Source organism: Sphingomonas sanguinis (assembly GCF_019297835.1).
Taxonomy (GTDB): domain Bacteria; phylum Pseudomonadota; class Alphaproteobacteria; order Sphingomonadales; family Sphingomonadaceae; genus Sphingomonas; species Sphingomonas sanguinis_D.
On the sequence record NZ_CP079203.1, the window covers coordinates 501,146 to 513,956 of the forward strand.

General features: G+C 66.3%; 11 protein-coding genes. 8 read left to right on the forward strand and 3 right to left on the reverse strand.

Annotated elements, in window-relative coordinates:
• Positions 1-43: 43 nt before the first annotated feature.
• Entirely contained in the window at positions 44-1,288 is a 1,245-nt protein-coding gene (locus KV697_RS02085) for a sensor histidine kinase (protein WP_219019900.1), read from the reverse strand.
• Between the two features lie 144 nt (positions 1,289-1,432).
• Here KV697_RS02085 and KV697_RS02090 point away from each other — a divergent pair, with 144 nt between their 5' ends.
• From KV697_RS02090 to KV697_RS02105, 4 genes are read left to right on the forward strand one after another with little or no spacing between them, the layout of a single operon-like run.
• Positions 1,433-1,894, forward strand: coding sequence for a hypothetical protein (locus KV697_RS02090; RefSeq protein WP_257575551.1), 462 nt, complete (start codon positions 1,433-1,435; stop codon positions 1,892-1,894).
• Positions 1,895-1,897: 3 nt separating this feature from the next.
• Positions 1,898-2,176 carry an HPr-rel-A system PqqD family peptide chaperone gene (locus tag KV697_RS02095; RefSeq protein WP_257575552.1) on the forward strand — a complete coding sequence of 93 codons (279 nt, stop codon included), beginning with the start codon at positions 1,898-1,900 and terminating at the stop codon, positions 2,174-2,176.
• Positions 2,173-3,018 (forward strand): HprK-related kinase A, encoded by an 846-nt coding sequence (locus KV697_RS02100; RefSeq protein ID WP_219019901.1) that lies wholly within the window; start codon positions 2,173-2,175, stop codon positions 3,016-3,018. Before KV697_RS02095 ends, KV697_RS02100 begins: the two co-directional genes overlap by 4 nt.
• Positions 3,015-4,031, forward strand: coding sequence for a nucleotidyltransferase domain-containing protein (locus KV697_RS02105; protein ID WP_219019902.1), 1,017 nt, complete (start codon positions 3,015-3,017; stop codon positions 4,029-4,031). The genes KV697_RS02100 and KV697_RS02105 overlap by 4 nt, the downstream gene beginning before the upstream one ends.
• Here KV697_RS02105 and KV697_RS02110 read toward each other — a convergent pair.
• Positions 3,991-4,686, reverse strand: a complete 696-nt coding sequence (locus KV697_RS02110; RefSeq protein WP_219019903.1) for an HAD-IA family hydrolase — start codon at positions 4,684-4,686, stop codon at positions 3,991-3,993. The two genes, KV697_RS02105 and KV697_RS02110, sit on opposite strands and share 41 nt — an antisense overlap.
• 62 nt (positions 4,687-4,748) lie before the next feature.
• Between KV697_RS02110 and glmU the strand changes: the two genes are divergently transcribed.
• The 4 genes from glmU to KV697_RS02130 all read left to right on the forward strand — a co-directional run bounded on the left by glmU (position 4,749) and on the right by KV697_RS02130 (position 11,668).
• The gene (gene glmU, locus KV697_RS02115; protein WP_219019904.1) at positions 4,749-6,113 is read left to right on the forward strand and encodes a bifunctional UDP-N-acetylglucosamine diphosphorylase/glucosamine-1-phosphate N-acetyltransferase GlmU; all 1,365 of its coding nucleotides are present in this window, start codon (positions 4,749-4,751) and stop codon (positions 6,111-6,113) included.
• Positions 6,114-6,117: 4 nt separating this feature from the next.
• Complete coding sequence (gene glmS, locus KV697_RS02120) at positions 6,118-7,941, forward strand: glutamine--fructose-6-phosphate transaminase (isomerizing) (RefSeq protein WP_219019905.1); 1,824 nt, start codon at positions 6,118-6,120, stop codon at positions 7,939-7,941.
• Between the two features lie 77 nt (positions 7,942-8,018).
• Positions 8,019-9,896, forward strand: a complete 1,878-nt coding sequence (locus KV697_RS02125) for a GGDEF domain-containing response regulator (protein WP_219019906.1) — start codon at positions 8,019-8,021, stop codon at positions 9,894-9,896.
• 11 nt (positions 9,897-9,907) lie between these two features.
• The gene (locus KV697_RS02130; protein WP_257575553.1) at positions 9,908-11,668 is read left to right on the forward strand and encodes a sensor histidine kinase; all 1,761 of its coding nucleotides are present in this window, start codon (positions 9,908-9,910) and stop codon (positions 11,666-11,668) included.
• A gap of 8 nt (positions 11,669-11,676) precedes the next feature.
• Here KV697_RS02130 and dinB read toward each other — a convergent pair whose 3' ends face one another.
• Positions 11,677-12,726, reverse strand: a complete 1,050-nt coding sequence (gene dinB, locus KV697_RS02135; RefSeq protein WP_219019907.1) for a DNA polymerase IV — start codon at positions 12,724-12,726, stop codon at positions 11,677-11,679.
• Positions 12,727-12,811: the final 85 nt, after the last annotated feature.

The following is a 12,811-nucleotide window of genomic DNA, read 5'->3' on the forward strand; positions in this document are numbered from 1 at the left end:
CGAACCGGCGCTGCCACGCTCGCCATACCCCCGTGTGACATTTTTATTGTGGTTTTGTGACAGCGCTCTCGGAAGCGATCTTTTCCGGCGTCTTCAGCGCGGGCAGGCGCACCGTCACCGTGGTCCCGACCCCGACCTCGCTGGTGATTTCCAGCTTTCCGCGATGCCGCTCGACGATGTGCTTCACGATGGCGAGGCCCAGACCGGTACCGCCGATACTGCGGCTGCGCCCCGAGTCGACGCGGTAGAAGCGTTCGGTCAGGCGAGGGAGATGACTGGCCGCGATGCCCTCACCGCGGTCGGCGACGCTCAGGCGCAGCATGGGGCCGTCGCGGTCCAGCCTAACGCGGACCGGCGTCTCCGCCTTGCCGTACTTCATCGCATTGCCGATCAGATTGTGCAGCATCTGCGACAATTGCGCCCGGTCGCCCGCGATCGGCGGAAGCTCCTCGGCCAGTTCGCACGCAATATCGTCGGCACGGGGCGAGCCGGAGTCCAGAAACTCCTCCCACACATGGTCGACCAGTTCGGCCATGTCGACGGGCTGGGCGGGCTGGCGATATTTGTCGGCCTCGATCCGGCTGAGCGAGATCAGATCCTCGACCAGCCGCTGCATCCGCCGCGCTTCGTCGAACATCACCTTCAGGAAGCGCGCGCGAATTTCCGCGTCTTCGCCCGCCTCGTCGCCCAGCGTTTCGATAAAGCCCAAAATTGAGGCCAGCGGGGTCCGCAATTCGTGGCTGGCATTGGCGACGAAGTCGACGCGCATCCGCTCGGCGGCGTCATGTGCGGTCTGGTCGATCAGGTGGACGATGCGCTGGCCGCCGGTCGTGTCGGCGATCCGCATCTCCCAACGCTGTTCGAGCGAGCCAAGGCCGACCAGCGAAATCGGCTGAGCGGGATCGGTGACGCCTTCCTTTGTCAGCAGTCGTTCGGTGGCAGCGGGATGGCGGATCGCGATGCGCGCGTCCTCGCCGACGATATGCTTGCCGAGCAGCCCGCGCGCCGAGCGATTGGCCAGGATCACCTGCCCCGCCTCGATCAGCAGCACCGGCTCGACGATGGCATCCAGCGCTTCCTCCAGCAGCGGCGACAGGCCGGTTCGGCTCTCGTCCGCCGCCATGTCCTCCTCGGCTTCGTCTGGCACGCCTTCGCTTGCGACCAGCGCGGCGGCGATCCCGCCGACCAGCGCGATGATCGCGGGCGCGGGGCCAGCCGTCAGGAACACCACGGCGGCGGCCACCACGACCACGACGATGGCCCATAAGGTACGAATGCCGAATCCCATGGCGTGCCGATGTAGCGGGGTGCAGGGGCGCTGTCTTCACTTCTGAACGGTCGCAACGTCGGGGCGGGGCTTCCATTTTTGGGAAGCCGCTGGCCTTGCACAGGTTCTTGTGGTGGGCCGATGAATATGGGAGATCGCTTGGTCATGGACGACACGCCCTCCGAACCCGGTCCCGCATCCGGTCCCATGCGCGAGGAGCAGGCCCAGGCCTCCAGCGTGACGAGCCGCCGGATGCTGATGCTGGGCGCGGTGGGTGCGAGCACGGTCATCGCGGTTCGGCCCGCGCTGGCCCAGACGACGGCGTCGGTCATGACCTGTCAGATCGCCGTGCCGGGGGCGGGCAATGCGGGGAAATATATCGACCGGAACGGCAATGTGGTCGACCCCGGACCGCTGGGGCCGCTCGGCGCGCTGGTCGGTGGGCCTTATCCGCCCGCACCGCGTCCCTTCACGGGCGAGGAGGTTCGCGCGGCATTGACCAAGGGGGTGTATCTGCCCGGTACGACCTATTATTCGAACGATGCCTATCTCAAATATATCAAGAAGCTGAGCGGCGGTCAGGCCGGTTACACCTGCTTCCTGTCCGTCCAGAATCCTAGGGGCTGATCGGTGCCCGGTCCGCGCTGGCGCGCGGCGGAGGCGGCGCTGCTGATCGTCGAGCCGCTGGATATGTTCACGGCAATCTTCCACCGGCCCTCGGGCGTCACCCATTTGCTGAACGAACCGGCGCCCCAGATCCTCGAAGCATTGGCGCAAGAGCCGCTGAACAAGGACGCGTTGCTTGCCCGGCTGTCGGAACGTTACGATCTGGGCGATGCTGACGGTGCGGCGTTGCTCGACGTTCGGCTGACCGAACTCGAAGCGGCCGGATTGGTCGACCGGGTGTGAGGCACCAGATTACGTTACGCGTGGGGCCAGTCGGCTTTCGGATCGGATCGGACTGGCGTACGCCGATCGCCGCGCTCGACGTGCTGTACCGCGATTATCCTCGCCCGGAATTTGCCGACTACAACGTCCGGCTGGAGGCGGTATCGCCCCTGCGGCGCTGGTTCCGTCCGTCGGTCCGCGTGGCGGGGGATTACTGGCTGTCGGATGCGTCGCCCCTGCCGCTGGCGCAGGGACTGCTGGCGGCGGAGATGGGGATGAACCTGCAGGTCGCGCTGGGGCATCGCCGCCATTTGCTGCTCCACGCTGCGGTCGTTGCGCGTGGCGACCGGGCGATCCTGTTGAGCGGCGTGTCGGGCGCGGGCAAGTCGACGCTGGCGATGATGCTGTCGGAACGGGGCTGGCGGTTTATGGGCGACGAATTTGCGATGATCGACTCGGACACCGGCTGGGCGCATCCTTTTCCCCGGCCGGTCAGCCTGAAGAACGAAAGTCTGGCCCTCATTCCCGACGGCTATCGCGTCGGGCCGTTGCTGGCGGGAACGCCCAAGGGCGATGTCCGGCACGTCGCGCCACCGGCCGCCGCCATCGCTGCGATGGAGCAGCCCGCCCGGCCCGTCCTGCTGGTCTTCCCGAGGTTCGGTTTTCCCTCCGCCTTGAGCGGGCTGGCGCCGACCGAAACCTTCGTCCGCCTGACCCAGGCGTCGACCAATTATGTCGCGATGGGCGAGGCCGGGTTCCGCACGCTCACCCGGCTGCGTGCGGAAGTGCCCTCGGTGACGCTGGACTATCCCGATGGGGAAGCGGGTGTGGCGGCGATCGAAGCCTTGTGGGACGCGCTGTGACGGCCGTGGAAGCACTCGTCGCGCTGTTGCGCGATCCCTCGCGCGCGGACACCATCGATCTGCCGCGCTGGACCGAGGTGCTTGCGGTTGCGCGGGCCGAGACGCTGGCGGGCACTCTGGCGTATCGGCTCGATGGCCTTCCTGTGCCCGAGGCAGTAGCCAATGCCCTCGCCGAGGCGCGGATCGATGCCGCCGAGGCGCGGCGAACGGCCTTATGGGAAGCGGACCGCGTGGCGCTGGCGCTGCGGCCTCTGGGGCACCCGGTCATTCTGCTCAAGGGGACGGCCTTCGTGGCCGCTGGGCTGGCGGCGGGGCAGGGGCGCGGTATCGGTGATTGCGATATCCTGCTGCCGAGAAACCTGCTCGATCATGCCGAAAAGCTGCTGATCGATGCCGGGTGGGAGTGGATGAAGTCCGATCCCTATGACGATCTCTATTATCGCCGCTGGATGCATGAGCTTGCTCCGCTGGTACATGGCGAGCGGGGGCGCATGGTCGATGTCCACCATACGATCCTGCCGCCGATTGCGCGACCGAAACCTGACGCGCAGGCCCTGATCGCCGATGCAGAGCCGCTGGGCGGTAACCTCGCCGCGTTGTGTCATGCGGACATGATCGTCCATGCGGCGGCGCATCTCTTTGCCGATGGCGAATTGGCGGGCGGCCTGCGCAACCTCTGGGACATCCACGCGCTGATCGGGGAACGGGGCTTGGATCGGCTGGAGGAGCGTGCGGCGCTTCATGGCCTGTCGGCGGCGGTCGATCGCGCGCTGCGATTGAGCCATGCGCTCTATGGGACGAGCGTTCCGGAACGATGCCGACGCCTGCCCCTGCTGGACCATCTCTACCGGTGGCGCCTGTTGGCCCGCGACGGTTGGGGGCGGGAGCGGCGCAAGGTGCTGCGCATGGCCTTTTACATTCGATCCCACCTCATCCGGATGCCGCTGCCGATGCTCGCCCGACATCTATGGATCAAATGGCGGAAGGGGAAAGCCGCGTCAGTGTCGGGATAAGCTCGGCATAGCCGTCGATGATCGCATCGGCCCCCAGCGCCTCGACCGGCTGGCTGAGGAAACCGAAGGAGCAGGCGATGACCGGCAGCCCCGCCGCCCGGGCGGCCTGGACGTCGAAGATCGAATCACCGACGAACGCCGCCGATCCTCCGCCGCATTGCTCGACCAGCGCTTGGATCGGCCTGGGCGAGGGCTTGGCGACGCCCAGCGTATCGCCGCCGATGATTGATGCGAAGCGATCGGTCAGTCCAAGCGATTGCAGGATCGCTCGTGCAAAACGTTCCAGCTTGTTGGTCATGATGCCCAGCGCCACGCCGCGCGCCGCCAGTTCGTCCAACGCCTCGATCGCGCCGAGAAAGGGCGCCGTGTGCACCGCCAGATTCGCTTCATAATGGTCGAGCAGCAGGCGGTGCAGCCGGTCGAGCGTTTCGGTGTCATAGCCGCCACCGGTCGCGTCCAGCCCATGCTGCAACATCGCGCGTGCGCCGCCGCCGATCATCGGCTTGACGGCCTGGACACTCAGCGGTGCCCGGCCGATCGAAGCCAGCGCATGATTGACGGCGGCGGCCAGGTCGCCGCTGGTGTCCAACAACGTGCCGTCCAGGTCGAAGCCCACGATGGCGAAGGGAAAACCATGCGATGAATTGACGTCCATGTTCGGTCCCGGTGCAGTCTCCGACTGGCCTTGACCGGAAATCCATGGCAGGCGCAACCGTCATGACGAGACCGATCGCCGCCATCATCCTCGCTGCGGGTAAGGGCACCCGCATGAAGTCCGACCTGCACAAGGTCCTGCATCCCATTGCCGGGCGGCCGATGCTGCTCCACCTGATCGATAGCGTGAAGGCCTTGTCGCCCGAGCGCATGGTCGTGGTGACGGGCGCGGGGCGCGAGCAAGTCGAGGCGGCGGTCGCTCCGCTCGGCGTTGCCACCGCGCTGCAGGCCAAGCAGTTGGGTACCGGTCATGCCGTCGCGCAGGCCCACGAGGCACTGGCCGGGTTCGATGGCGATGTGCTGATCCTCTACGGCGACGTTCCGCTGGTCGAGGCGCGGACCATGCGCGCGATGATCGACCGGCTCGGCGAAGCCGACGCCCCCGCCGCCGTGGTGCTGGGTTTCCGACCTGCCGATCCCGCCGCCTATGGCCGCGTGATCGCAGATGGGAGCGGCCGGATCGACCGGATGGTCGAGTTCAAGGATGCCGATCCCGAAGAACGCGCCGTAACCCTCTGCAATTCCGGCCTGATGGCCGTGCGTTCGACAGACTTGTTCGGCTTGCTCGACCGGGTCGGCAACGACAATGCGGCGGGAGAATACTATCTGCCCGACATCGTCATGCTCGCCGCCGCCGATGGCCGCCACTCCGCCGTGATCGAGACGGGCGCGGCTGAGGTTGCAGGTGTAAACAGCCGCGCCGAACTGTCGGTGGTCGAGGGCGACTGGCAGGCGCGCCGCCGCGCGCGCGCGATGGTCGAAGGAGCGACGCTGATCGCGCCGGACACGGTCTGGTTTTCGCACGATACCCGGCTCGGCCGCGATGTGGTGATCGAGCCGCATGTGGTCTTCGGCCCCGGCGTCCATGTCGCGGACGGCGTGAACATCCATGCCTTTAGTCATCTGGAGGGCGCGACCGTCGCCACCGGCGCCGACATCGGTCCCTATGCCCGGCTGCGTCCCGGCGCGGACGTGCGCGAAGGCGCGCGGGTCGGCAATTTCGTCGAGATGAAGAAGGCCGTGCTCGGCCCCGGTGCCAAGGCCAATCACCTGACCTATCTGGGCGATGCCGAGGTGGGCGCGGGCGCCAATATCGGCGCGGGCACCATCACCTGCAACTACGACGGCTTCCTGAAGTACCGGACCGTGATCGGCGAGGGCGCCTTCATCGGCTCCAACTCGGCGCTGGTCGCGCCCGTCACCATAGGCGCGGGTGCGATCGTCGGGGCGGGATCGGTCGTGACGAGCGATGTGGAGGCCGACGCCCTCGCCCTCGTCCGCGCCGAGCGGCAGACGAAGGCCGGTTGGGCCAAGCGTTTCAGAGACATGATGACGGCCAAGAAGGCCGCAAAAAAGGCTGGGGAGTAAGACTATGTGCGGTATCGTGGGAATTCTGGGCGGCGATGACGTCGCCGAGCGGCTGCTCGATGGTCTGCGACGTCTGGAATATCGCGGCTATGATTCGGCCGGGATCGCGACGATCGATCAGGGTGAGATCGAGCGTCGCCGTGCTTCGGGCAAGCTGGTCAATCTGGCCAAGGAACTGGCGGCGCATCCGCTGCCCGGTTCGATCGGCATCGCGCATACCCGTTGGGCGACGCATGGCGGCCCGACCACGAACAACGCGCACCCCCATGCCACCGATCACGTCGCGGTCGTCCACAACGGGATCATCGAGAATTTCAAGGCGCTCCGCGACGAATTGATCGGGCGCGGCCGTGTCTTTACTAGCGAAACCGATACCGAAGTCGTCGCGCATCTGGTCAGCGAGAAGGTCGAGCAGGGCCTCGATCCCGTCGCCGCCGTCCGTGAGGTGCTGCCGCGCCTGCACGGCGCCTTCGCGCTCGCCATCCTGTTCCGCGACCAGCCCGACATGCTGATCGGCGCGCGGCTCGGTTCGCCGCTGGTCGTCGGCTATGGTGATGACGAGACCTATCTCGGTTCGGACGCACTGGCGCTGGCGCCGTTGACCCAGCGTATCGCCTATCTGGACGAAGGCGACTGGGTGGTCTGCACGCGTGAGGGCGCACAGGTCTATGATCGCGACAACAACCCCGTCGACCGCCCCGTCACGCTGTCGGGCGTCACCGGCGCGCTGATCGATAAGGGCAATCACCGCCACTTCATGCAGAAGGAAATCTACGAGCAGCCGATCGTCGTTGCCCAGACGCTGCGCTCGTATCTCCAGCGGCTGGAGGGCAAGGTGGCGCTGCCCATCCCCGACTTCGACCTGTCGGGCATCAAGCGCGTGACCATCGTCGCTTGCGGGACCAGCTTCTATGCGGGCATGGTCGCCAAATACTGGTTCGAGCAATTCGCCCGCGTGCCCGTCGACCTCGATGTCGCCTCCGAGTTCCGCTACCGCGCGCCGGTGATGGAGCCGGGCGGCCTGATGATCGTCATCAGCCAGTCGGGCGAGACCGCCGACACGCTGGCGGCGCTTCGCCATGCCAAGGGCGAGGGTCAAACGATCGCTGCGGTGGTCAATGTGCCGACCAGCTCGATGGCGCGCGAGGCCGACCTGTTGCTGCCGACCCATGCCGGGCCGGAGATCGGCGTCGCCTCGACCAAGGCGTTCACCTGCCAGTTGAGCGTACTTGCCGCGCTCGCCGCCAATCTTGCCAAGGCCAAGGGGCGGCTGTCGGCGGACGAGGAAAAGCAGATCGTCCGCCACCTGTCCGAAGCGCCCGCCGCGATCAACGGCGCGCTGGCCTATGACGAGGCGATCGAGGGCATGGCCGGTGCGGTCGCGGGCGCGCGCGACGTGCTCTATCTGGGGCGTGGCACCGACTATCCGCTGGCGCTGGAGGGCGCCCTGAAGCTGAAGGAGATCAGCTATATCCATGCCGAGGGCTATGCCGCAGGCGAAATGAAGCATGGCCCTATTGCCCTAATCGACGAATCGGTACCCGTTATCGTCATCGCGCCGTCGGGTCCGCTGTTCGAAAAGACCGTATCGAACATGCAGGAAGTGCAGGCACGCGGCGGCAAGGTGATCCTGATTTCGGACTATGACGGGATCGAGGCCGCGGGCGACGGCTGCATCGCCACGATCACCATGCCCAAGGTGCACCCGCTGATCGCGCCGATCGTCTATGCGGTGCCCGTCCAGCTCTTGGCCTATCACGTCGCGGTCGCCAAGGGGACCGATGTCGACCAGCCGCGCAATCTGGCAAAGAGTGTGACCGTCGAATAACTGTCCATTTACGTCACTTTAAGCCTCCTTGGTTACCATCTGTTTCATTATTGAGTAATCTGACGGGTGGTAGCCGGATGCGTATTCTGATCGTCGACGACGAACCGGCCGTTCATGAAAGCTATGAATTGTGCTTTTCGGGCGGGGACCGGGCGCTCGATGCCATGGCAGCTGAGCTGTTTGGTGAGTCTGCGGGCGAGGGCATGGCGGACATGCTCTTCGAGCGTCAGCACTGTCATCAGGGGCTGGAGGCGGTAGCGGCGGTCGAGCGCGCCAGAGCCGAAGGCGCGCCCTTTGCCGTCGCCTTTATCGACATGCGCATGCCGCCGGGGATTGACGGTCGCGAGACCGCCCGCCGCATCCGCGCACTCGATCCCGATGTTCATCTCGTCATCGTCACCGGCTATTCCGACTTTTCTCCCGCCGAGATCGGCAAGGTCGCTGGCCCCGCCGACAAGATCTTCTACATCGCCAAGCCCTTCGAGGTCAGCGAGGTGCGGCAGATGGCGAACGCCCTGTGCCGTCGCTGGGACAATGACCGCGAGCTGGCCGCCGCACGTGCGCTACTTGCCGAGCAGGTCGTCACGCTGGAGGAGAAGAGCGCCGAGCTGGAGGCCAATGAAAGCCGGGCGATGCATATCGCCATGCACGACACGCTGACCGACGCCCCCAATCGCGCCGCTTTCCTGCGCGGCCTGACGGAGCGGGGGCGGCAGGGCGGCCTGTTCGTCACCGCGATGCTCGACCTCGACCGGTTCAAGCTGGTCAACGACACGCTCGGGCATCTGGCGGGCGACGAGCTGATCCGCGAGGTGTGCGCGACCATTCAGGCGACGGCACCCATGGGCGCGATGGTGGCCCGGCTGGGCGGGGACGAGTTCGGCATCTTCTTCGACGCCGAGGAGATCGACTTCGCCGTAACATCATGCGACCGGATCGTGACCGCCTGCGCATCGACCTTCAACGTGCTGGGCCATGCGGTACGCTGCGGCGCGTCGTGCGGGCTGGTGATGAGCCAGCCGGGCGGCGAGCGCGATCCGGCCGATCTGGTTCGGCAGGCCGATATGGCATTGAACGAGGCCAAGCGGTCTGGGCGCAACACCGTGCGCGTGTTCGATGCCAGCATGGACGAGGGTATCCGCGTCCGCCGCGAGATCGAGGCCGGATTGAGCCAGGCCATCGCCCGCGACGAGCTGAGCTTGGCTTTCCAGCCGATCGTCGGTCGCGGCAATCTCGACATCGTCGGTTTCGAGGCGCTGGTGCGCTGGAACACGCCGGAGCGAGGCGCGATCAGTCCGGCGATCTTCATCCCGCGGGCCGAGGAAAGCCACCTGATCCACGAGCTGGGCGACTGGATCCTCGACCATGCACTGGCCGAGCTTCAGCATTGGCCGGGCCAATATGTCTCGGTCAATTTCAGCCCGATCCAGTTCCGCCGCTCGCACTTCGTCGGCAACGTCATGGATAGCGTGCGGCGTGCAGGCGTCGAGCCGCAGCGTGTGCAGATCGAGATTACCGAGACGGCGATCTTCGACGATGCCGAACATGCCGCCCACACCCTCTGCGAGCTTCGCAAGCTGGGCTTCCGTATCGCGCTCGACGATTTCGGGACTGGCTATTCCAGCCTGTATAATATCCGCAAATTCGCGCTCGACTGCCTGAAGATCGACCGCAGCTTCATCGACGGCATGGGCCGCGAGCGCGAGTCCGCAGCGATCGTCCATTCGATCATCCATCTTGGCCGGGCGCTGGGGCTGGGGGTGATCGCCGAGGGCGTGGAAACCGAATCCCAGGCACAGGCGCTCCGGGTCGCGGGAGCCAGCCATTTGCAGGGCTATCTGTTTTCCAAGCCCGTCCCCGCTGCCGAAGCACGCGCCTTGGCAGAGCGGAAATATATGTCGTTGTCGGGCGAACTTGCGGCAACGCCGACGCTGGTCGCGGGCATGGCGGGCTGACCGGTTACAGTATGGCGCGTTGGTGGCATGAGCGGCGAGGGCGGCCACGTCCGCTTCGCGACATCATGGTGTCGATCCTGACGCTGACCGGGATCGGCGGCGCGATGGCGCTGGCCGTGATGTTGACGCTGGTAATCTCTCCGGGGTTCGCTGAACTGGAGGAACGGGCGACCGAGGGCTATCGGGTCAGGGCGGAGACCGCGGTGTCGGACTTTGCCGCGATGACCGAAGTCATGGCTCGCGAACAGGCCAATGCGGTGGGCACCGTTCCCGCCGTTCCTTCATACGCTATCGTCTATCGGCGTAGTCCCGGCGCAGTCGCGACCGTTCGGGGCGCACCGGGCAAGCGCGAGGTTGCGGCCGCGCTGGATCGCCTCGCTATCAACCGGCTGGTGGGATCTGGCCGTTCGGCGCGTTTCTACCTGAAGGCCGAGCGGGACGTCATGGCGGTGGGCCTGGCGGAAAGTCCGGACGGTTTGGCGTATGTCGCGGTGGCGCGTCGGCTGACCGGCGAACATCTGTCACGCCTGCTCGGGCGGCGTGTTGCGCTGTCTGCGGAAACGGTTTCGAGCGACATGGCGACCCGCCGACGCGCGCAGTTCATCGATATCGCCGTCCCGATCGCCGGAGCCGATGGGCGGCCGGTCGCTTCGGTCCGTTTCCAGGTGTCGCGTGAAGTCGTTTTGCTCGGGCGGCGCGTGCTATTATTGGCAGCGGCGGCGTCGATCCTGTTGCTGGTCCTCCTCCTGCTGATGCTGCGCCGCGCACTGGGGCGCTTCGTGCTGGCGCCTCTCGACCGGGTGGAGCGGCATATGCAACGGGTGCAGGTGTCGGGCGCCCTGCTGCCCTTCGAGGACGATCAGAGCCGGTGCGAGGAATTCAGATCGCTGGGCCGCAGCTTCAACGCGATGCTGAGCCAGTTGAAAGACCTGCGCGAACGTAACGAGATACAGAGCTTCGCGCTCGGACGCTCCGAAAGTGCGGTTGCGGTGCTGCACAATGTCCGCAACGCGCTCGCGCCGCTGGCGACGATCCTGAGCCATGGTATCGGGCAGGGGGACAAGGCCAGACGCGATCTGCTCGACCGCGCGCTCGACGAACTCGCGCGGGGGGACGTCGATGCGGATCGACGCGCCAAGCTAGCCATGTTCATCGCCACGGCCTTCGACACGGAGGCGATGGCGCGTGACGAGGTCCGGCGACAGCTGGAGGTCGGGCGCGATGCGATGCGCCAGACGCTGGAGATCATCGGCGCACAACAGGCCCGCGCGCATGAGCGTCCGCCGCGTGAACGCTGCGACATCAGCGACATCGTGGCGCGCAATGCGACGATCGCCCGCTATGCCCAGGCCGTGTCGGTCGGATTCACCTTTCCGGCACACCCGGCCTATGTCGTCGCGAACCGGGTGATCCTGAGCCAGGTGATCGGCAACCTCTTCGCCAACGCGGTCGAGGCGATCGTCGCGACGGGGCGAGGCCATGGATCGATCACCGTCGACATCGCGGCACCAAGCGATGGGCGCCTGGCATTGCGGATCATCGATGACGGCGAGGGTTTCGAGCCTGCGCAGGCAACCCGGCTATTCCAGCCCGGCTATTCGACCCGTACCGAGAAATCGGGCGGGCTTGGCCTGCATTGGTGTGCCAATTCCATGGCGGTGATGGGCGGCACGCTCGAACTGCGAAGCGCCGGGCGCGGCACCGGTGCCGTGGCTATCCTGACCCTCGACGCGGATGGCGAAGGGGAACAGCCGGTCGATCTGGCCGCCTGACCGACCGGCTATAGCGGCAACTCGGCCTGGCTCGGGCTGGCCTGTTCATCGTCGGCCCCGGCGGAGAGGCCGGAGAGGGTCAGGCCCAGCAGCCTCACGCCCAGCGTCACGGGCAATTGCTGATCCAGCAGGTCCAGTCCGATCGCCAGAAACTCGGCCCGGTCGGCTATGCCATATCCGGCAGAGCGCGCGCGGGTGATCGTCCGGAAGTCGCTGTGCCGCAGTTTCAGCGTGACCGTGCGGCCCGTCACGCCGCTGCGTTCGATCCGGGTCCAGGCGGCGTCCACGACCCGCTCCATCGCGGCATGCAGCGCGTCGCGATCCGACAGGTCGTTCTCGAACGTCCGCTCCGCGCCGACCGACTTGGCGATCCGGTGCGCGCGGACGGGGCGGTGGTCGATCCCGCGCGCCGCGCCGTAGAGATAGTCGGCATAGCTGCCGAAATGGCGTTGCAGGAACTCCAGTGGCCGATCGCGCAGATCCTGGCCGGTCAGGATGCCCAGCGCCTCCATTTTGCGTGCCGTGACCGGCCCAACGCCGTGGAACCGCTTGACGGGCAATCCCGCAACGAAGGTCGCGCCGTGGGTTGGCGGGATGACGCAAAGGCCATCGGGCTTGTTTTGGTCCGAAGCGAGCTTGGCGATGAACTTGTTGTAGCTGACCCCCGCAGAGGCGGTCAGCCCTGTCTCTGCGCGGATCGCCTCGCGAATGGCGTTGGCGATGGCGGTAGCCGAGCCAAGCCCCGCCCGGTCCTCCGTCACGTCGAGATAGGCTTCGTCGAGCGACAGGGGCTCGATCAACTCGGTGAAGCGGCCGAAGATGGCGCGAATCTGCTGCGATACCTCGCGATAGACGTCGAACCGGGGCGGCACGAAAACCAGATCGGGGCATCGCCGCAGCGCCGTGACGGAAGGCATGGCCGAGCGGACGCCGAAGGTCCGCGCTTCATAGCTTGCAGCGGCGACGACGCCCCGCGCTCGCGATCCGCCGACCGCCACGGGCCGCCCGCGCAAGGCGGGATCGTCCCGCTGCTCGACCGATGCATAGAATGCATCCATATCGACATGGATAACCTTGCGCCCATCATGGTGCGCCGCTTCGTCAGGAGAGGAAATTGGCGTCGGCACGCGTCAGTCTGAAACG

What these genes read in the sequence shown, in the direction of transcription:
- KV697_RS02085 (WP_219019900.1), bottom strand. Translation starts at nt 1,288, where the DNA reads ATGGGATTCGGCATTCGTACCTTATGGGCCATCGTCGTGGTCGTGGTG.
- KV697_RS02090 (WP_257575551.1), top strand. Translation starts at nt 1,433, where the DNA reads ATGGACGACACGCCCTCCGAACCCGGTCCCGCATCCGGTCCCATGCGC.
- KV697_RS02110 (WP_219019903.1), bottom strand. Translation starts at nt 4,686, where the DNA reads ATGGACGTCAATTCATCGCATGGTTTTCCCTTCGCCATCGTGGGCTTC.
- glmU (WP_219019904.1), top strand. Translation starts at nt 4,749, where the DNA reads ATGACGAGACCGATCGCCGCCATCATCCTCGCTGCGGGTAAGGGCACC.
- glmS (WP_219019905.1), top strand. Translation starts at nt 6,118, where the DNA reads ATGTGCGGTATCGTGGGAATTCTGGGCGGCGATGACGTCGCCGAGCGG.
- KV697_RS02125 (WP_219019906.1), top strand. Translation starts at nt 8,019, where the DNA reads ATGCGTATTCTGATCGTCGACGACGAACCGGCCGTTCATGAAAGCTAT.
- KV697_RS02130 (WP_257575553.1), top strand. Translation starts at nt 9,908, where the DNA reads ATGGCGCGTTGGTGGCATGAGCGGCGAGGGCGGCCACGTCCGCTTCGC.
- dinB (WP_219019907.1), bottom strand. Translation starts at nt 12,726, where the DNA reads ATGGATGCATTCTATGCATCGGTCGAGCAGCGGGACGATCCCGCCTTG.